Here is an 18,561-nt window from a genome sequence, read left to right as displayed (position 1 = left end):
AAAGTGACGCATTATAAACAGCAACGGCCCGCAAGCGGGCCGTTCAACGATCAAACGCTCAGGCAACTCAGCTCAAGGCTTCGAGTACCTTGCCGGTGATCACTTCCACCGAACCGACGCCAGGGATATGGCTGTACTTCGGCTTGCCCTGGGTGGCAGCCAGTTGCTGGTAGAACTCCACCAGCGGCTTGGTCTGCGAGTGGTAGACCGACAGGCGATGACGCACGGTTTCCTCGGTGTCGTCCTTGCGCTGCACCAGGTCTTCACCGGTGATGTCATCCTTGCCGGCGATCTTCGGCGGGTTGTAGACGGTGTGGTAGACCCGGCCCGAAGCCTCGTGCACACGGCGACCGGCGATGCGCTGGACGATCTCTTCATCGTCGACGGCGATTTCCACCACGTTGTCCAGCTCGACACCGGCCTTCACCAGCGCTTCGGCCTGGGGAATGGTGCGCGGGAAGCCGTCGAACAGGAAGCCATTGGCGCAGTCGGCCTGGCTGATGCGTTCCTTGACCAGGTTGATGATCAGGTCATCGGACACCAGGCCACCGCTGTCCATCACGCTCTTGGCCTTCAGGCCCAGCTCGGTGCCGGCCTTGACCGCAGCACGCAGCATGTCACCGGTGGAGATCTGTGGAATACCGAACTTTTCGGTGATGAACTTTGCCTGAGTACCTTTACCGGCCCCGGGAGCTCCCAGCAGAATTACGCGCATCGATGTGCTCCTCAATTTTTTATTTAGAAACGCTCGGATTCGCCTCGTGGGGCCAATCTCAAAAATGGGGGTGTGGCCGCCCAAACGGCCAAAGGCTGATCAAGATACACAGCCGACACAGCGCACACAAGCAGTCGAAAGTCGGAGGAACCCGGCCCTTTTGTGCCCCATTGGCCGGGTAGAACAAGTCGCAACCCGACAACAAAGTGTCGCCAGATGAACCAGAACGACACCTCGCAATTGCCTTGATCGGGGCTGCCGCGCAGCTGGCCGGCAGCCCTCTCGCACCTCAGCCGGTATTGCGCAAGCCAGCGGCGATACCGGCCACGGAGACCAGCAACGCCTGCTCCACGGGGCTTCCTTGCGGCGCCTGCTGCTTGCGCGAGCGCGCCAGCAGCTCGGCCTGCAACAGATGCAGCGGGTCGAGGTAGGTGTTGCGCAGGCGGATGAACTCCAGGGTATCGGGGCTGTGCGCCAGCAGTTGCGACTGCCCGGTCAGGCCCAGGACCACCGCGCAAGCCTGCGACAATAGGTCGCGTAAATGCTCGCCCAATGGCAACAGTTCGGCCTCCACCAGGCGCTCGTCATAGGAGCGGGCAATGTCCGCATCGGCCTTGGCCAGCACCATCTCCAGCATGTCGATGCGGGTGCGGAAGAACGGCCATTGCTCACGCATCTGCCCCAGCAGGTCGCCCTCGCCACGGGCCAGGGCCTTGCTCAAGGCCGCTTCCCAGCCGAGCCAGGCGGGCAACATCAGGCGGGTCTGGGTCCAGCCGAAGATCCAGGGGATCGCCCGCAGGCTCTCGATGCCCCCGGCACGGCGCTTGGCCGGGCGGCTGCCCAGCGGCAGGCGGCCCAGCTCCTGTTCCGGAGTGGACTGGCGGAAGTACTCGACGAACTGCGGATTGTCCCGCACCACCTCGCGGTAGGCCCGGACGCCATCGCTGGCCAGCTCGTCCATCAGGTGACGCCAGGCTGGCTGCGGTGGCGGCGGTGGCAACAGGGTCGCCTCCAGTACCGCGGCCAGATAGAGGTTGAGGTTCTGCTCGGCGATGTCCGGCAGGCCGAATTTGAAGCGGATCATTTCCCCTTGCTCGGTGGTGCGGAAACGCCCCGCCACCGAACCCGGCGGCTGCGACAAAATGGCCGCGTGGGCCGGGCCGCCGCCGCGCCCCACGGTGCCACCGCGGCCGTGGAACAGCAGCAGTTCCACCTGTTGCTCGCGGCAGATGTCCACCAGCCGCTCCTGGGCCCGGTACTGGGCCCAGGCCGCAGCCGTGGTGCCGGCATCCTTGGCCGAGTCGGAGTAGCCGATCATCACTTCCTGCGGCCCTTGCAGGCGCGAACGATAGCCCGGCATGTGCAGCAGTTTTTCCATCACCGGGCCGGCGTTGTCCAGGTCCGCCAGGGTCTCGAACAGAGGCACCACGCGCATCGGCCGCAGCACACCGGATTCCTTGAGCAGCAACTGCACCGCCAGCACATCGGAGGCCGCGCCGGCCATGGAAATCACATAGGACCCCAGGGACGCCGCTGGCGCACCAGCGATTTCACGGCAGGTGGCGAGCACTTCGGCGGTGTCCGCCGAGGGCTTGAAATAGCCTGGCAACAACGGCCGACGGCTGCTCAGTTCGCGCATCAGGAAGGTGATGCGATCCTCCTCGCTCCAGTCCTCGTAGCGCCCCAGGCCCAGGTAATCGGTGATTTCGGTCATGGCCGAGGTATGCCGGCTGGAATCCTGGCGTACATCCAGGCGCACCAGGAACAGACCGAAGGTCACCGCCCGGCGCAGACAGTCGAGCAGCGGCCCGTCGGCAATCACTCCCATGCCGCACTCGTGCAACGACTGGTAGCACAGCTGCAGCGGCTCCAGCAGGTCACGGTTGTTGTGCAGCACCTCGGCGCCCGCCGGCACCGCCGCGCTGAGCGCCGCGTGGGCCCAGTTGCGGGTGGCCCGCAGGCGTTCGCGCAATTGCTTGAGCAGCGCCCGATAAGGCTCGGCGCTATCCCCGGCCCTGGCCAGGAGCGCCGGGCTGGCCTGCTGCATGGACAGCTCGGCCGCCAGGTGGTCGATGTCCCGCAGGTACAGGTCGGCGGCCATCCAGCGCGCCAGCAGCAGTACTTCGCGGGTGACCGCAGCGGTGACATTGGGGTTGCCATCACGGTCGCCGCCCATCCACGACGCGAAGCGGATCGGCGCCGACTCCAGCGGCAGGTGCAGCCCGGTGGCCTCGAACAAGGCCTTGTCGGCCTTGCGCAGGTAATTGGGGATGGCCTGCCACAGCGAATGCTCGATCACCGCAAAACCCCACTTGGCTTCATCCACCGGGGTGGGTCGGGTCCGGCGGATTTCCTCGGTGTGCCAGGCCTCGGCGATCAAGCGTTGCAGGCGCTCCTGGATCTGCCCGCGCTCGGCGCTGGTGAGGTCACGGTGGTCCTGGGCCGCCAGTTGCCCGGCAATCGCATCGTATTTCTGGATCAGGGTGCGGCGCGCCACTTCGGTGGGGTGAGCGGTCAGCACCAGCTCGATTTCCAGGCGCCCCAGTTGCCGGGCCAGAGCATCGGCGCTGTGCCCTTCGGCCCGCAGGCGAGCCAGCAGTTCCGGCAGCACCCGAGCCTCGAAGGGGGCCGGCTGCGACTCGTCGCGGCGGTGGATCAACTGATACTGCTCGGCAATGTTCGCCAGGTTGAGGAACTGGTTGAAGGCCCTGGCCACCGGCAGCAGTTCGTCCTCGCTCAACTGGTCGAGGCTGGCGCTCAGTTCGGCCCCCGGCGAACCCCGGCGATCGGCCTTGGCGCCTTTGCGAATCTGCTCGATCTTGTCGAGGAAAGCCTCCCCGTACTGGTCGCGGATGGTATTGCCCAGCAGTTCCCCCAAGAGGTGAACGTCTTCGCGCAAGCGCGCATCAATATCGGTCATCGAGGTGTTCTCCAGCGGACTCAAGGCGGCACGGAAGGCTCAAGAGTGCCGCCTGCACACCTCGCTTAGCAAGCGTGGGGCAAAGCGCACCAAACCTTCGCCGATGCAGCTAGTCTCAAGCATAGGCCGCACGAGGGCCGTCCACCGGCCCAGGCCGGTCCACTCAACCCAGCCTGCCACGAGCAGGTGTTCATTGAGGTCATCATGAAAATCCGTGAACTTGCGCAACACTGGGAAGAAAACGCCAAAGGTCGCCTGACCCGGACCGGCTACCGGATTCACCTGGATGTGGAAGCCGCCGCACGCCTGGCCGCCCTTTCCGAGATGTACCCCAAACGCCAGACCGAAGAACTGCTCGGCGAACTGATCGGCGCCGCCCTGGAAGAGCTGGAGGCGAGCTTCCCCTACATTCAGGGCCAGCACGTCGTGGCCACCGATGAAGAGGGCGATCCACTGTACGAAGAAAGCGAGCACGCAATAGGAAAAACTCAAGGTCTCTTGAAGGCCGCGTAGAACATGGGTTTGCGATCATTTCAGCGAACCATGAGCGGTAAAGACAGTCACAGATTTACGAACATATGTAGCCAAGCCGGAGATACCCCATGGACACCTTCAAGACCATGCTCAGCAACTGGGAAAACAAGGCTCACGAAGCCTCGGAGCTTGCTGAAATCACCCTGACCATCCGCAAACAAGACCTAGTGAAAATCAAAGCCTTTGCGGAAGCCTACGAACTGGATGAAAGCGTCATCACTGAGGGGCTAATTCACACTGCTATAAAAGAAGCGGAAACAGCCATGCCCTACGTCAAAGGGTCTGAGGTGATCCGAGTGGAGGAAGGTGAAGAGATTTTTGCCGACGCTGGTAAGACACCCGCCTACGTCGAAGCTGAACAAGCAATTTCAAAGACCCTACGGGGATAGGGTCTGAAATCCTGAATCGAGCCTCGCAAGAGGCTATTCAGGTTGACCTTGTTGACTAGCCAGTTTCTGAACTGCCTGAGCATAAAGCGTTTCGTAACCTTGAAATTTGCTCATTCTGGCCTTATTGAGCAAAGAACCTTCCGACATTTTCATTAGGCAGTGGTAGGTTTTTACAAAAACATTCTGATAGCCGTCCTGAATATCTTTATCAGGAGAACTAACCTGACCACACTTCAAACACATTCTCACATAATTTGTAAAATTATAATCATTGAGGTTAGAGAAATATTCTAAATACTCGGCTTCGGTTTTTTTTGCGACGCTATTCCTTACGTCAGCACTATCAAATCCAGAAACGTTGTAAGCGTAATCCATTAGTTCAGATAAACTTTTCTCTATCACCAAACTATCAAAATACTCTTCAAGCTTCTGCTGAATATACACATTTGAAGGCCAGCGAAAAATATCACTTTTTTCACGTATGTCGCTAGGAATGATCACTTCAGAAAAATACACGTCAATAGCTTCATTAATTTTTACTATTTTCCCCACATCATAGTAAATAGAAGCGATTGAATCCAAATCATTTATTGTAAACTTTACAAGAGCGACATCCATAGCCAAATCGAAAGCTGCAAAAACCTCATCATCATTATTCAAAAAAGAAGCATGAAAAACATTCCATGCCTTTTGCAACAGAGCAATATCTTCTTCATGCTTTATCTTAGACTCCAAGGTCTGGACTAGATTCTGCAATGACTCATCATCAGCATAACCTTTTTTAACCAAATCTATGATTGCAACATCAAACTCATCACAGGCTCCAAAACCGTATGATTCAAGATATTCTATCTTTGAATCTATCACTGCTTGTGCCGCTAACTCTTCTGGTGTCGGTTCATCACCGGGCAAACGATAGCCTGACATATTGCCCTCATAATTCAATACGAAATCAATATCTACGACTGCTGATTTCCCACCATATATTGAGAGTATAGCGAGGGGCAATATCTTATAAGCCTGCTGTTTTATTTGTTCCTGACAGCCATTAAGCCGATCATGAAGAAGCCCCGCAAAGTAATCAACCTTCTTCAACAATCGCACATTATTTATTTTCAGCTTAGCAACATTACCGGAAACGATCTTGCGTGTTTCATCCGACGGATTAAAAACCAAAGAAACAGATTCTTGCACTGACGGACTGAAAACAACTTCGTAATCGAAAACCTTTTCACTATAGGTAAAAAATTCATCATCAGGCTTCAAAGAACCTTCATTGAGAATAAGAATTACAGAGCAATTCTTTTTTTCAATCAAATTTGAAACCAACCCCAAAACATCCCGAGCGGCTAGGGAGTTACCACGACGCTCGAAATCATCAATACATACAATTGTTTCTGTCACCAGTGAATATTGAATTGAATCAATAACCCCACCAAAACTTCCAACAAATGGAATTTTAGCTTCTCTGCCATGGCCGAAATTTCTTCTCAGCCATCCAACCCCATCGCTGAAATCAAGCTTCTTCAAATTCTCTACAACAGAATCTTTACTGGTAACATCACCAGCCTTTTTGCTGGGAACTGTATTCTCAAAAATTGAACGTTTTAAGTCCGCTAATGAGTTAATTCCAAACAGTGAAACATAGGAATAATTAGCGTGAGCAAAATCAGCTCTATACTTTTCAATTACCGAATTCCAGAGAAAGGTTTTACCCGTGCCCCACTCTCCTTTCAGAACAATTGCAGAACCCATTTTCTTGACTGAAAAATCATGAAGTGCTTTTTCTACCTGAATGATTGACACCAGAATAATGCTCCTTTAAAAACTTACACACTTCAAAGAAAACCTGAATGAATTTAATTTTCGATCAGGACAGGTGAACTTTCATCCTCAATTGAAATCACTGATTCGCTAGAGTTATTCGTCCTACCTAGGCACCACAAAGACTTGAAGTCAGATTCTCGTATACTTGAATAGAAAACGATATCGTAAGAAGAAACCTTCTTCGTCAATTTGGGCAGTCGGATAGTATTACCAAAAAAATCAATTTTAGGTGAATTTGTAATCGTAACCTCTGTGTGTTCTTCCGAGCAGAAAACATTTATGGCCTTGCTTTCCGCTTCGTCAATACGAGCGGAAAAAATATATTCGCCATAATCAAGTTTACGAATTACATCACCTTTCAATAGTTGAGCATACAACTCTATATAGCGTTCATCTTTCACTGTCAAATCAAGAGTTTTCAATTTTAACGACTTAGAAATTTTTGCGGCGATGATTCTAGACCACTCAGCTATTTCCACTATTCTTTTCAAGCGGTTGAACAGTTCGGTAAAATCCGAATGCGTTCCATCCCAAAGACGCATGGGATGCCCATTCAGCACAATTTCAATAGAGACTTTAGACTTCGGATATTTCACAACGAAGTCATATGCTCTTTTAATCCGATGATAATGTCTCAGATTATTGATCGACTGCCCGAGCCATCCAGCAACGTCGAACGTATACGTTGCGTCCACCTTGTAGCGGTCATGAATAAAATAGCGATAAGTAAAAAATCCATCTAACGCAGATCCTTCAATGTCAAATTGTTTTGACCCCTTCCCCATAAATGATTCAGTAGCAGCAAGCTCGAATTCCGCATCATCACTGACAAAATAGATGCACGTTTCTAGTCGTCGTTTACTGGGAGTGAGCGTAAGAGTTCCACCTACGATGACATCATTAAGATGTTCGAATAGTTTTGAACCTACGAATTTGAAATCATTTGTAGGGATGTGGATACTCTCCCCTACCTCAATCATTTTCTGCCAAGCGAGATCAGCAGAAATGTTAGCATCATCATCATTAAAAACCATCTGAATTGGCGGTGCAGGGCTGGTGACTGGGACCAATTCATGCACAACAGAATCGCTCGTGGCGGTAACGACAACCTTAAAATTTGGATCGATATTGTTTATTGTTTGTTCATAGCCTTCTACGACTGCAGAGACATCGAAATTTGCCGGACTGCCTGCCTTTGTAATCAAGAAGATGGTTGCTTCAAGAATCCCCGCACGAATTTCAGATTTGGCTTCGAATGGTGCCATTGGCACTACACCGACCCATCCAGACACATAGACTTGATGGCGAGCCTTCATTTCTTTTAAATGAGCTACTGTGTGAAATGTCTCTTCGTTGTCGATCAGCTTGGAGCACGAATAGCAAAGCCAGATACCGTTATCGAAATGTCTTCTCTGGGCTTTCGTTTGGCTCGCGTCAAACCGCTTGGCACCCGGCCCACTCGCAGCCGCACAAATGTGTGCAGCGACACCAATGCTATTTTTCCTGTCGCCAGCATCTGTGGAGCCAATCGTGAAGACATGGCAACGCGAACAGAGGTTCGCCGCTCTCACAAGCAGCTCAATCTTAGTCACATCAGAAAAGTCGTCGCGGGTGCTTACGCTGATTCCTTCTTCAACAACCTTTGGTGCTCTGTTCTTCCGTGGTGCCATCGTTCATAACTCGCTATCGTATGAGCGGAATCCTGTACAGGCGTTTTAACATCGAACGCTCAAGCACACCAAGTAATGGTGCTGGGATTGCCGCCCGGATACGACCACTACCCTCGACCGATTTGGACTGAGCTGGATTGTGAGGGACAACCTCGGCCACGAAATTTTCCTTTGTATAACCTATATCCGAGGATGTGGGTCCCACCCCTCGCTTCCTGGCATTGTCGCGCCAGCATCTGCACCTGCTGGCGAGCCAGTCCGACAAGCCCAAGCACTGAACTTCCACACTCCCGCGCACACCTGACAATCATCCTTCCCGGCCCTGCAAAGGGTCGGGGATACCCCTGCGCGCGGCAAAAGTTCCCGGTCTAGAGCCTTGTCCGATGCGTCAGATTTTTTTCCGGCCAATCGCCATCTTTCTCTGAACTATTCAAAAAAGCCTCGGGTCACACCCATTAGCCATCACTGGAACGGCCGTTTCAAATTTTGCCATCAGCGCTCGTCGTCACTGAAGCGTCACGGCGCCAGAACCAGGATGGATTTTGATGTTTTCCAGGAGTTACCCAATGGAGTTGAAGACCATGAAGATCAGCACTGCCAAATCCTCGTTCACCTCTCTGCGCGGGCTGAAGCTGGCCGCGCTGGCCCTCGGTAGCAGCATGGTTCTGGCCGGTTGTGCCGGGAACCCGCCCACCGAGCAGTACGCGGTCACGCAATCTGCGGTCAATAGCGCAGTGAGCGCAGGCGGTACCGAATTTGCTGCCGTGGAAATGAAGTCGGCGCAGGACAAGCTCAAGCAAGCCGAGATTGCCATGCACGACAAGAAGTACGACGAAGCCCGCCGCCTGGCTGAACAAGCCGAGTGGGACGCCCGCGTAGCAGAGCGCAAGGCCCAGGCCGCCAAGGCCGAGCAGGCGCTCAAAGACTCGCAGAAAGGCGTTCAGGAACTGCGTCAGGAAGGTATGCGCAGCGTGCAATAAGAAGCCGCCGCCGATTCCCACGTACTCGTATTTGATTGAAAGGACGAACCATTATGCGCAAACAATTGATGATCCCAGCCCTGTTGGCCATGAGCGTAGCCCTGGCGGCCTGCTCCACCCCGCCTAACGCCAACCTGGAAAACGCCCGCACCAACTTCTCCGCCCTGCAGGCCAACCCGCAGGCCAGCAAGGTCGCCGCCCTGGAAACCAAGGACGCCGCCGACTGGATGGACAAGGCCGACAAGGCCTACCTGAACAAGGAAGACGAGAAGAAGGTCGACCAACTGGCCTACCTGACCAACCAGCGGGTTGAAGTGGCCAAGGAAACCATCGCCCTGCGCACCGCCGAAGCCAAGCTCAAGGACGCCGGCGACCAGCGCGCTCGCGCCATCCTCGATGCTCGCAACGCGCAGATCAAGCAGCTGCAGGACAGCCTCAACGCCAAGCAGACCGACCGCGGCACCCTGGTGACCTTCGGTGACGTGCTGTTCGCCACCAACAAGTCCGACCTGAAATCCAGCGGCCTGGCGAACATCAACAAGCTGGCGCAATTCCTCCAGCAGAACCCCGATCGCAAGGTGATCGTCGAAGGCTACACCGACAGCACCGGCAGCGATTCCTACAACCAGTCGCTGTCCGAGCGCCGTGCCGGCTCGGTGCAGATGGCTCTGATCCGCATGGGTATCGACCCGGCGCGCATCGTCAGCCAGGGTTATGGCAAGGAATATCCGGTGGCCGATAACGGCAGTGTTTCCGGCCGCGCCATGAACCGTCGTGTGGAAGTCACCATCTCCAACGACAACCAGCCGGTAGCACCACGTTCGTCGGTCAGCCGCAACTGATCGGACGCCCTGCCTATATAGGCAGGTAAGACAAAACGCCGCCGACCTCTTCAGGTCGGCGGCGTTTTTTTATGCCCTTATCCATGTAGCAGCCGGCTTGCCGGCGAACAGATCACTGCTCCAGTTGCGGAGTTTCCTGCCCCATGCAGCGCACGGCCTGCTTCTTCTTGTTCACCAGCACCCCGGTCAGGCCTTTCTGCTGAGTGTCGAACAGCACCAGGACACCGTCGATGCACTGGGCCACTTCATCGGCCGGTTGCAGGGAGATCTTGTAGTCCTCCCCGGGCACGGTCTTGAGCATGGTGAAGTCGCTGAGCAGCAATGCATCCTCCGGTTTGGCGAAGTGCAGGTAGCCGTAGTACCACAGGCTGCCCACGGTAACGATGATGCTGCAGATACCAGTGATGATCATGGGAATGGCGTTGCGTTCTTCACTCATTGCGGACTCTCTGGAGGTTCAACTGCTGAATTCGGGGGCGTCGGGTAATTGGGGATCTCCCCCAGGCGGCGCAACCCGTCGAAATGCTGCGGATCATCGAGGTAGCGCAGCATCACGCGGCGCCAGGTCGGATCGGCAAAGGTTTGCACATGGCCGCCGCGGGTCAGCTGCAGGACCCTGGGCGGGGGCGCAGCTTGATACACACGGATGCCATTGGAAAGGGGCACGATGGGATCGTCGATGCTGTGGTAGATCAGTTTCGGTACCCCGGTCAGGCGCGGCATCGAGTGAATCGCGCTGTCGGTGTCGGGCACCAGCCACGACAACGGCACCTGCAACGGCCAGGTCAGCCAGGAAGTACTCAAGGCATAGCGCCCGACGTCGCGATAACTGGCCGGTACCCCATCCAGGACCATTGCCTTGAGCTGGGCCTGACGTTCGGGGTGCTGTACCAGGTAGTGGATGGCCAGGGCGCCGCCCAGGCTTTGCCCCAGCACGATCAATGGCTTGCCCTGCACTTCGGGGGCCTGGTCCAGCCACTTGAACGCGGCATCCAGGTCCTGATAGATCGCCGGCAGGCTCGGTGCACCTTCGGACAGGCCATAACCGCGATAGTCCACCAACAGCACCTGATAGCCCTGCTCCGGCAGCCACCAACTGCCCCCCAGGTGCCAGGCCAGATTGCCGCCGTTGCCATGCAGGTGCAGCACCGTGCCCTTGACCGCCACTCCGGGTTTGGCCGGCAGCCACCAGCCGTGCAGCTTGAGGCCGTCGGCGGTAGTCAGGGTCACGTCACGATATTGGAGCCTGGCCCGCTCAGGGGTGAAAGGCAGCCCGGGCTCGGGATAGAACAGCAACGAACTGCAGCCGTGCAGGCCCAGCAGCAGGGCAAACACCGCGCAACACTTCAGAAGCCGGCTCATCCGCAGCCCCCTGGCCTGTACCCGGATGGGCGCTCAAGGCCCTGCAGGCCTTGTCGCAGCCTGTACCAGCGGCTGCAGCTGTCTGTGGATACGTCCATGTGCGCCCCCCGGCAGAAGTCAAAGAATGTTGGAGTAGTCCGCCTCGATCCGGTCCAGGCTCAGATGGTTGAGGAAGTTGGAGAAACACATCCAGGCCGACAGCGCGTTCATGTCGCGAAACTGTTCGGGCAGGTACTTGGGCGCCACCACCAGCCCTTCGTCCACCAGCTGGCGCAGGGTGCGCATGTCCTCAAGGGTGGTCTTGCCGCAGAACAGCAGCGGCACCTGCTCCAGCTTGCCCTTGCGCACAGCCAGCTGAATGTAGTTGTAAACCATGATGAAGCCCTTGAGGTAGGACAAGTCTTTGGTAAACGGCAGCCCCGTGGGCACCGACCCGCGGAACACCCGGCTGGCATTGCCGTAGCTTTCGGCCATCTCGAAGCCCTGCTCGCGAAAGAACTCGAACACCTGCAGGAAGTCCGCGCCCTCCTCCACCATATGGATGGCCCGGGTGCGGTTGGTCAGCTTGCGCAAGCGGCTGGGGTAAGAGGCAAAGGTGATGATCTCCATCAGGATCGCCAGCCCCTCCTGGGTCACCGTGGACGAGGGCGGGCCCTTGGCCAGGAAGGTGCAGATCGGCTGGTTGAGGCCGTTCAGGGTGGTGCCCACGTGCACCAGCCCCTCATGGACTTCCAGGGCCCGCACGTCACGGTTGTTGAACATCGCATCGCTGCGGATCTTGATGTAGTCGGCCCCCGCCGCGGCGTCGGCGACGATCCCGTCGGACTCGAACACCCGGATGGTTTCCTCGGCCTCGCCAAACACCTTGTTCAGGCGGCTTTGCAGCAGGCTCACGGCATCCTTGGCACTCAGGGTCTTGGGTTCGTCCTTGAGATCGCCCCGACCGTCGATGTTGTTCAGGTAGTCGGACATCATCAGCCCCAGGTCCGCCAGGGTCGGGTCGCCGGCGTGGAAGGCATCGGATGCTGCGCCGTACAGCTCCTGCGAGATCAGGCCGAAGTCGCCGGTGCCCCGTGCTTCGAGCATGCGCACCACCATGCGGTATTCCTTGCACATGCGGCGCATGATCTGCCCCACCGGGTTGAACTGGCCCAGTTGGCGGGTGATGTCACGCTCGATGTTCTGGAATTCCAGCTTCACCGCGCCAGAATCGAAAGACAGTGGCCGCCCCTCGTAATAGGCGCGATCCACCGCCGGCATTTCCTTGCCCTTGGCCTTGAGAAAGCCTTTGCGGACGTTCTCGTCCCACTTCACCGCATCCAGCACGCGGATCGGTGTCTGGGCCAGCACTATGCGATCGGACAGGGTGCGTATCGTCTGCTGGTAATCGTCCACCAAAAGCTCCTATTGAATGGGTCTGTAGCGCGGGGTCACTTGCCCACGCGCTTGAAGCGCGCCGCCTCGACGAACAAGTCGGAATTGGCGGGGTCATCAAGGTAGGCGAAGACCTCGGGCAAGGGGCTGCTGATCAGCACGCCATCGCCTTCGGCCGTGGCCATGGGCTCACCGCTCAAGGCCTTTTGACCCAGGGCCTGGCGAATCTGTTCCAGGTCCAGGGTGTAAAGCACCAGTTCGTGCCTTGCCGTCAACTCGAAGCCGGCAAGGCTGTAGTGCCCGCCAAACGCCTGGGGCACCGCCGCCGACAGGTACCAGCGGTTGCCATGCCGGGAAACGGTGAAATCATAGGTGTCCCGCGGGCGCGCCGTGCCGCCTGGGTAACTCGACGCGCGGTAGCGGTTGGCGCCGATCTGGCTGAGCTGGATGTTCAGCGGCTCGCCCCAGGCATTCTTGCTGGCCCACTTGCCCAGCAATTGGGCAGGCGCCGCTTGCGCAGCCGGCAGCGGCTCCTTGAAGGCCACCAGGCAACCGCTGAGCAGCAGGAACGACAGGGCAATCAGGACGCGCCAGGCTTGCATGCAACTCTCCCATGAACACCAGAATCACTGTAGCCGCTGGCGCGGGCCACGACCGACAGGCCGCAGCCGACAAGCCAGGCCGGGCGGCTCAGACCGAAGCCAGAACCAGATGCATGTAGCGCGTAAGGATGCCGAGCATCTCTTCTTCCACCAGCGGCTCGGCGCCGTTGAGCAGGCCCTGATATTCCATCCGGCCGATTATCGACGTCAATACCTTGGCATCCTGCTGCGGCTCCCGCGAGCCCAGGACCTGGAAAAACTGGCAAGTGCCGTGCAGCAGGATCTGCTGGTGCGAGCGCACCAGCTGCGCCAGGCGCGGGTTGAGCAAGGCTTCCTGGCGGAAGGCCTGTTCGGCCATCAGGTGTTCACGACGGGTGTCCAACTGGCGCCGTACGTAATCGGCGGTCATACGCGCGATATCGTCGGCCAGTTGCGAGCGCGAGGCGGCGCTGCCGTCGCCATAGGCGACCATTTCCCGCAGCAGCCCCTCGTTGCTGGCCCACAGCTTGGCCATGAACGCCGCGCTGCGCTCCACGTACTGGGCGAAGGTATCGGTGAGCAGGTCATCGATATCCTTGAAGTAATAGGTGGTGGCCGACAAGGGCACACCGGCTTCGGCGGCCACCGCGCGATGGCGCACGGCCCGCACTCCGTCACGCACGACAATGCGCATGGCGGCATCGAGAATGTCCTGTCTACGCTGCTCACTGCCTTGGCGGCTGGCCTTGCGGCCCTGGTACTGAACACTTTCAGCCACCGCAGTGGCGATGCCAGCTGCACCTTCTTGAGCAATTGCGCGGTTCACGACAGGTATTCCCTCTTAAAAATCACACAGAATTAGAAGCGGTACGTCAGTTCCAACCAGACAATAAAAAGCCGCCTGATTAAGGCGGCTGATTATTCAGAGCACTTAAGCTTGCGGCCGCATGTGCGGGAACAGGATCACGTCGCGAATCGACGGCGAGTTGGTCAGCAACATCACCAGGCGGTCGATACCGATGCCCTCGCCGGCGGTGGGCGGCATGCCGTATTCCAGGGCACGGACGAAGTCGGCGTCGTAGTGCATGGCTTCGTCATCACCGGCGTCCTTGTCCGCCACCTGGGCCATGAAGCGCTCGGCCTGGTCTTCCGCGTCGTTCAACTCGGAGTAGGCGTTGGCGATTTCACGGCCACCAATGAACAGCTCGAAACGGTCGGTGACGTTGGGGTTATCGTCGTTGCGACGGGCCAGCGGCGACACTTCGAACGGGTACTGGGTAATGAAATGCGGCTGCTCCAGCTTGTGCTCCACCAGCTCCTCGAAAATCATCACCTGCAACTTGCCCAGGCCTTCGAAGCCCAGCACCTTGGCACCGGCCTTCTTGGCGATGGCGCGAGCCTTGTCGATGTCGTTCAGGTCATCAGCGGTCAGCTCGGGGTTGTACTTGAGGATCGAGTCGAACACCGACAGGCGCGCGAACGGCTCGCCGAAGTGGAACACCTTGTCGCCGTACGGCACGTCGGTGCTGCCCAGGACCAACTGCGCCAGTTCGCGGAACAGTTCTTCGGTCAGGTCCATGTTGTCTTCGTAGTCGGCGTAAGCCTGGTAGAACTCCAACATGGTGAATTCGGGGTTGTGACGGGTCGAAACGCCTTCGTTACGGAAGTTGCGGTTGATCTCAAACACTTTCTCGAAACCGCCAACCACCAGGCGCTTCAGATACAGCTCAGGGGCGATACGCAGGAACATTTCCATGTCCAGCGCGTTGTGGTGGGTTTCGAACGGCTTGGCCGCAGCGCCGCCAGGGATGGTCTGCAGCATCGGCGTTTCGACTTCGAGGAAGTCGCGCTTCATCAGGAAGCTGCGGATGTGGGCGATCACTTGCGAACGCACACGGAAAGTCTGGCGTACTTCTTCGTTGACGATCAGGTCGACGTAGCGCTGACGGTAGCGCTGCTCGGTGTCGGTCAGGCCGTGGTGCTTGTCCGGCAGCGGGCGCAGCGACTTGGTCAGCAGGCGCACATTGGTCATATCAACGTACAGGTCACCCTTGCCGGAACGGGCCAGAGTGCCTTCGGCAGCGATGATGTCGCCCATGTCCCAGGTCTTGACGCAGGCCAGGGTCTCTTCGGACAGGGTCTTGCGGTTGACGTAGACCTGAATGCGACCGGTCATGTCCTGGATCACCATGAACGAGCCACGGTTGAGCATGATGCGACCGGCAACCTTGACCGGGATTGCAGCCTCTGCGAGCTCTTCCTTGGTCTTGTCCGCGTATTTCTTCTGCAGATCGTCGCAGTAGTTTTCGCGGCGGAAGTCGTTCGGGAAGGCATTGCCCTTGGCGCGCTCGGCAGCAAGCTTTTCCTTGCGCAGGGCGATCAGGGAGTTTTCTTCCTGTTGCAGTGCTTGCGGGTCGAGTTGTTGGTCGCTCATGTCTTTTGAAATTCCATCACAGGTTCATTGCCCCCAGGCCTTCGGCCTGGAGATCGCCGGCAAGCCGGCTCCTACGGGATCGCACCGTGTCAGCCGATCCCGTATTGCAGTATTACAAGCCCGATTTCAGGCTGGCTTCCAGGTATTCGTCGATGTCGCCGTCGAGTACCTTGTCGCAGTCGCTGCGTTCGATGTTGGTGCGCAGATCCTTGATCCGCGACGCATCGAGCACGTAGGAGCGGATCTGGTGACCCCAGCCGATGTCCGACTTGGTGTCTTCCAGGGCCTGGGAAGCGGCGTTGCGCTTCTGCATTTCCTGCTCGTACAACTTGGCCCGCAGCATTTTCATGGCGGTGTCCTTGTTGGCGTGCTGGGAACGTTCGTTCTGGCAGCTGACCACGGTGTTGGTCGGTACGTGGGTGATACGTACGGCCGAGTCGGTGGTGTTTACGTGCTGACCACCCGCACCGGAGGAACGATAGGTGTCGATCCGCAGGTCTGCCGGGTTGATTTCGATTTCCACCTTGTCGTCGATCTCTGGCGAGACGAAAACGGCGGAAAACGAGGTGTGGCGACGGTTGCCGGAGTCGAACGGGCTCTTGCGCACCAGACGGTGCACGCCGATCTCGGTGCGCAGCCAGCCAAAGGCGTATTCGCCCTTGATGTGCACGGTCGCACCTTTGATACCGGCGACTTCACCGGCCGACAGTTCCATGATGATTGCGTCGAAACCGCGTTTGTCGGCCCAGCGCAGGTACATGCGCAGCAGGATGTTGGCCCAGTCCTGGGCCTCGGTGCCGCCAGAACCGGCCTGGATGTCCAGGTAGGCGTTGTTCGGGTCCATTTCGTGGCTGAACATGCGGCGGAATTCGAGCTTGGCGAGGTTTTCCTCGAGACGGGCCAGCTCGGCGACGACATCGCCCACTGCGCCTTCGTCCTCTTCCTCGACCGCCATGTCCAGCAGATCGCGGCAATCGGCCAAGCCGCCGTTCAGTTCGTCCAGGGTCTCGACGATCTGTGCCAGCGCTGCGCGCTCGCGGCCCAGTTCCTGGGCGTATTCGGGTTTGTTCCAGACACTCGGATCTTCAAGCTCGCGATTGACTTCGGTCAGACGCTCATGCTTTTGATCGTAGTCAAAGATACCCCCGAATAGTTTCGGAGCGCTCGGACAGGTCCTTGATGGTGTTCAGGATCGGGTTGATTTCCATGGGGGGCGGCACTCGTTGGCGAACTTTTGAAAGCCGGAGATTATAACGGAATCACTGATTCACGGCAGCCCGCTTAGCGGCTTTAAGCGCAATTAGACCCGCTAATTTAAGCGCCAGGACCTATACAATCCGAGCGTGAATGCCACTTCTCGCACTCGATTGCCAGCAGAACCAGGAAACAGCCCGCCATGGAGAGAACCCTCAGCGACTCGCAAATCCGCTACATCAAGGCCCGCGAGCGTCGCAATCTCAGGGGAGCGCAGGCATTCATATGCCTGTTCCTGAGCCTGTTCGTGCTGATCCTGCTGCAAGGGGTCTGGCTGTTGATCTCCCCACAGCTGGCCTGCGCCCTGCTGGTGCCGTGGGCGATCTTCCTGTGGTGGTGGGTCTTGCATCGCCTGAAAGGCCAGCAAAGCGAGGTGGCAGCCCGGACCCAGTGGCTGCAAGGTCAATTCAGCGCCACCTGGGTCTCCAGCCACCGAAATGGCAACTTCAGCTACAGCTTCGGTGACTATCCCATCGCTGCCTGCTGCCGGCTGAACAACCTCTTCAACGAGAAAAGGCTCGACCTGCACACCCGATACCGGGTCGAAGCGGCCCTTCTCACCTGCTCGCAAACCGCAAGCCACAGCTACTACCTGTTCGGCGACACCCTGGTACCCGTCACTCGGGCCCCGGAGACCGACGAGCAGCCTGGAAGCTGAGGCGGTTACTCGATACCGACCTGGTTGCGGCCGTTGTTCTTGGCCAGGTACAGCCCCTTGTCCGCCGCCGAAATCAACTGCCGGCAATGGCTGTTGGGCTGTGGCGTTATGGTGGAAAGACCGATGCTGATGGTCAGGCTCGCGCCCTCCACCGGCGCGATATGGGGGATTTTCAAAGCCTCCACGGTCTGGCGCAGCTTCTCGGCCACCAGTCGCGCCCCGCCCGGCGAGGTATTGGGCAGCACCAGCACGAACTCTTCGCCGCCGTAGCGGGCCGGCAGGTCGGAAGGCCGGCTGCTGGCCTCGCGAATCGCCGTGGCCACCTTGCGCAGGGCTTCGTCGCCCTCCAGGTGGCCGAAGGTGTCGTTGTAGGTCTTGAAGTAGTCGACGTCGATCATCAACAGCGACAGCTGGCTCTGTTCGCGCATCGCCCGCCGCCACTCCAGCTCCAGGTACTCATCGAAATGCCGGCGGTTGGAAAGCCCGGTCAGGCCGTCGGAGTTCATCAGCCGTTGCAGCACCAGGTTGGTGTCCAGCAGCTGCTGCTGGCTGACCCGCAGGGCGCGGTAGGCCGCGTCACGCTGCAACAGGGTCATGTAGGAACGGGAGTGATAGCGAATGCGCGCCACCAGCTCGATGTTGTCCGGCAGCTTGACCAGGTAGTCGTTGGCCCCGGCGGCAAAGGCCGCGCTCTTGATCAGCGGGTCTTCCTTGGTGGAGAGGACGATGATCGGAATGTTCTGGGTCGCCGGGTGGTTGCGGTACTCGCGCACCAGGGTCAGGCCGTCCAGGCCCGGCATCACCAGGTCCTGGAGAATTACCGTAGGCTTGATGCGGATCGCCTGGGCAATGGCCTGGTGCGGATCGGCGCAGAAGTGGAAATCGATGTTTTCCTCGTTCGCCAACCCACGCCGCACCGCTTCGCCGATCATGGCCTGGTCGTCCACCAGCAACACCATGGCGGCATTTTCGTCGGTCTTGAATTCGTCGAGCTGTAAATCATTCATGGGTTGTCACCTGA

General features: G+C 57.9%; 17 protein-coding genes and 1 pseudogene. 6 read left to right on the top strand and 12 right to left on the bottom strand.

The window, feature by feature from the left end; all coding sequences use genetic code 11:
- Window positions 1-67: 67 nt before the first annotated feature.
- Together adk and ppc are read right to left on the bottom strand one after the other, a co-directional pair.
- Window positions 68-715, bottom strand: a complete 648-nt coding sequence (gene adk, locus KCG88_RS14190; RefSeq protein ID WP_015634313.1) for an adenylate kinase — start codon at window positions 713-715, stop codon at window positions 68-70.
- Between the two features lie 289 nt (window positions 716-1,004).
- Complete coding sequence (ppc, locus tag KCG88_RS14185) at window positions 1,005-3,635, bottom strand: phosphoenolpyruvate carboxylase (RefSeq protein ID WP_011059495.1); 2,631 nt, start codon at window positions 3,633-3,635, stop codon at window positions 1,005-1,007.
- 204 nt (window positions 3,636-3,839) lie between these two features.
- On the opposite strand from ppc, the gene KCG88_RS14180 reads away from it, so the two are divergent.
- Together KCG88_RS14180 and KCG88_RS14175 are read left to right on the top strand one after the other, a co-directional pair.
- Window positions 3,840-4,148, top strand: coding sequence for a hypothetical protein (locus KCG88_RS14180; RefSeq protein WP_210712577.1), 309 nt, complete (start codon window positions 3,840-3,842; stop codon window positions 4,146-4,148).
- A gap of 89 nt (window positions 4,149-4,237) precedes the next feature.
- Complete coding sequence (locus tag KCG88_RS14175) at window positions 4,238-4,558, top strand: hypothetical protein (protein WP_054889485.1); 321 nt, start codon at window positions 4,238-4,240, stop codon at window positions 4,556-4,558.
- A 33-nt stretch (window positions 4,559-4,591) separates the two neighbouring features.
- Here KCG88_RS14175 and KCG88_RS14170 read toward each other — a convergent pair whose 3' ends face one another.
- Both KCG88_RS14170 and KCG88_RS14165 read right to left on the bottom strand, forming a co-directional pair.
- Window positions 4,592-6,364 (bottom strand): P-loop NTPase fold protein, encoded by a 1,773-nt coding sequence (locus KCG88_RS14170; RefSeq protein ID WP_210712576.1) that lies wholly within the window; start codon window positions 6,362-6,364, stop codon window positions 4,592-4,594.
- A gap of 53 nt (window positions 6,365-6,417) precedes the next feature.
- Window positions 6,418-8,055 carry a hypothetical protein gene (locus KCG88_RS14165; protein ID WP_246882695.1) on the bottom strand — a complete coding sequence of 546 codons (1,638 nt, stop codon included), beginning with the start codon at window positions 8,053-8,055 and terminating at the stop codon, window positions 6,418-6,420.
- 179 nt (window positions 8,056-8,234) lie between these two features.
- On the opposite strand from KCG88_RS14165, the pseudogene KCG88_RS14160 reads away from it, so the two are divergent.
- From KCG88_RS14160 to KCG88_RS14150, 3 genes and pseudogenes are all read left to right on the top strand, one after another.
- Window positions 8,235-8,333: pseudogene (locus tag KCG88_RS14160) on the top strand (pilin assembly protein); the annotation flags it as partial.
- A gap of 288 nt (window positions 8,334-8,621) precedes the next feature.
- Window positions 8,622-9,035: a DUF4398 domain-containing protein gene (locus KCG88_RS14155; RefSeq protein WP_011059493.1), complete on the top strand. Its 414-nt coding sequence runs from the start codon at window positions 8,622-8,624 to the stop codon at window positions 9,033-9,035.
- 53 nt (window positions 9,036-9,088) lie between these two features.
- Window positions 9,089-9,877: an OmpA family protein gene (locus KCG88_RS14150; protein ID WP_047284091.1), complete on the top strand. Its 789-nt coding sequence runs from the start codon at window positions 9,089-9,091 to the stop codon at window positions 9,875-9,877.
- Between the two features lie 112 nt (window positions 9,878-9,989).
- Here KCG88_RS14150 and KCG88_RS14145 read toward each other — a convergent pair whose 3' ends face one another.
- The 7 genes from KCG88_RS14145 to prfB all read right to left on the bottom strand — a co-directional run bounded on the left by KCG88_RS14145 (window position 9,990) and on the right by prfB (window position 16,836).
- The gene (locus KCG88_RS14145; protein ID WP_011059491.1) at window positions 9,990-10,316 is read right to left on the bottom strand and encodes a hypothetical protein; all 327 of its coding nucleotides are present in this window, start codon (window positions 10,314-10,316) and stop codon (window positions 9,990-9,992) included.
- A complete protein-coding gene (locus KCG88_RS14140; RefSeq protein WP_210712575.1) occupies window positions 10,313-11,239 on the bottom strand; it encodes an alpha/beta hydrolase in 927 nt (308 codons plus the stop codon). The genes KCG88_RS14145 and KCG88_RS14140 overlap by 4 nt, the downstream gene beginning before the upstream one ends.
- A gap of 117 nt (window positions 11,240-11,356) precedes the next feature.
- Window positions 11,357-12,634 carry a flavohemoglobin expression-modulating QEGLA motif protein gene (locus tag KCG88_RS14135; protein WP_011059489.1) on the bottom strand — a complete coding sequence of 426 codons (1,278 nt, stop codon included), beginning with the start codon at window positions 12,632-12,634 and terminating at the stop codon, window positions 11,357-11,359.
- A 35-nt stretch (window positions 12,635-12,669) separates the two neighbouring features.
- Window positions 12,670-13,215 (bottom strand): hypothetical protein, encoded by a 546-nt coding sequence (locus KCG88_RS14130; RefSeq protein ID WP_047284088.1) that lies wholly within the window; start codon window positions 13,213-13,215, stop codon window positions 12,670-12,672.
- A gap of 88 nt (window positions 13,216-13,303) precedes the next feature.
- The gene (locus KCG88_RS14125) at window positions 13,304-14,020 is read right to left on the bottom strand and encodes a TetR family transcriptional regulator (protein ID WP_047284087.1); all 717 of its coding nucleotides are present in this window, start codon (window positions 14,018-14,020) and stop codon (window positions 13,304-13,306) included.
- A 105-nt stretch (window positions 14,021-14,125) separates the two neighbouring features.
- Window positions 14,126-15,628: a lysine--tRNA ligase gene (gene lysS, locus KCG88_RS14120; RefSeq protein WP_047335798.1), complete on the bottom strand. Its 1,503-nt coding sequence runs from the start codon at window positions 15,626-15,628 to the stop codon at window positions 14,126-14,128.
- A gap of 112 nt (window positions 15,629-15,740) precedes the next feature.
- Window positions 15,741-16,836, bottom strand: a protein-coding gene (gene prfB, locus KCG88_RS14115) for a peptide chain release factor 2 (RefSeq protein WP_210712574.1) whose coding sequence is annotated in 2 segments (ribosomal slippage) — window positions 15,741-16,763 and window positions 16,765-16,836 — 1,095 coding nt in all. Because the reading frame shifts where the segments join, the coding sequence is not laid out codon by codon here.
- A gap of 188 nt (window positions 16,837-17,024) precedes the next feature.
- Here prfB and KCG88_RS14110 point away from each other — a divergent pair.
- Window positions 17,025-17,540, top strand: coding sequence for a hypothetical protein (locus KCG88_RS14110; protein ID WP_210712573.1), 516 nt, complete (start codon window positions 17,025-17,027; stop codon window positions 17,538-17,540).
- A 5-nt stretch (window positions 17,541-17,545) separates the two neighbouring features.
- Here KCG88_RS14110 and KCG88_RS14105 read toward each other — a convergent pair whose 3' ends face one another.
- The gene (locus KCG88_RS14105) at window positions 17,546-18,547 is read right to left on the bottom strand and encodes a PleD family two-component system response regulator (protein WP_025127597.1); all 1,002 of its coding nucleotides are present in this window, start codon (window positions 18,545-18,547) and stop codon (window positions 17,546-17,548) included.
- Between the last annotated feature and the right edge of the window lie 14 nt (window positions 18,548-18,561).

Source organism: Pseudomonas sp. MWU349 (assembly GCF_017947325.1).
GTDB lineage: Bacteria > Pseudomonadota > Gammaproteobacteria > Pseudomonadales > Pseudomonadaceae > Aquipseudomonas > Aquipseudomonas protegens.
Note: the sequence above shows the minus strand (reverse complement) of the source record. Positions and strands in the feature narration are given on the sequence as shown.

Coding starts and splice junctions, on each gene's coding strand:
- KCG88_RS14165 (WP_246882695.1), bottom strand. CDS start 8,055: ATGGCACCACGGAAGAACAGAGCACCAAAGGTTGTTGAAGAAGGAATC.
- ppc (WP_011059495.1), bottom strand. CDS start 3,635: ATGACCGATATTGATGCGCGCTTGCGCGAAGACGTTCACCTCTTGGGG.
- KCG88_RS14150 (WP_047284091.1), top strand. CDS start 9,089: ATGCGCAAACAATTGATGATCCCAGCCCTGTTGGCCATGAGCGTAGCC.
- KCG88_RS14175 (WP_054889485.1), top strand. CDS start 4,238: ATGGACACCTTCAAGACCATGCTCAGCAACTGGGAAAACAAGGCTCAC.
- KCG88_RS14105 (WP_025127597.1), bottom strand. CDS start 18,547: ATGAATGATTTACAGCTCGACGAATTCAAGACCGACGAAAATGCCGCC.
- adk (WP_015634313.1), bottom strand. CDS start 715: ATGCGCGTAATTCTGCTGGGAGCTCCCGGGGCCGGTAAAGGTACTCAG.
- lysS (WP_047335798.1), bottom strand. CDS start 15,628: ATGAGCGACCAACAACTCGACCCGCAAGCACTGCAACAGGAAGAAAAC.
- KCG88_RS14145 (WP_011059491.1), bottom strand. CDS start 10,316: ATGAGTGAAGAACGCAACGCCATTCCCATGATCATCACTGGTATCTGC.
- KCG88_RS14140 (WP_210712575.1), bottom strand. CDS start 11,239: ATGAGCCGGCTTCTGAAGTGTTGCGCGGTGTTTGCCCTGCTGCTGGGC.
- KCG88_RS14155 (WP_011059493.1), top strand. CDS start 8,622: ATGGAGTTGAAGACCATGAAGATCAGCACTGCCAAATCCTCGTTCACC.
- KCG88_RS14180 (WP_210712577.1), top strand. CDS start 3,840: ATGAAAATCCGTGAACTTGCGCAACACTGGGAAGAAAACGCCAAAGGT.
- KCG88_RS14110 (WP_210712573.1), top strand. CDS start 17,025: ATGGAGAGAACCCTCAGCGACTCGCAAATCCGCTACATCAAGGCCCGC.
- KCG88_RS14130 (WP_047284088.1), bottom strand. CDS start 13,215: ATGCAAGCCTGGCGCGTCCTGATTGCCCTGTCGTTCCTGCTGCTCAGC.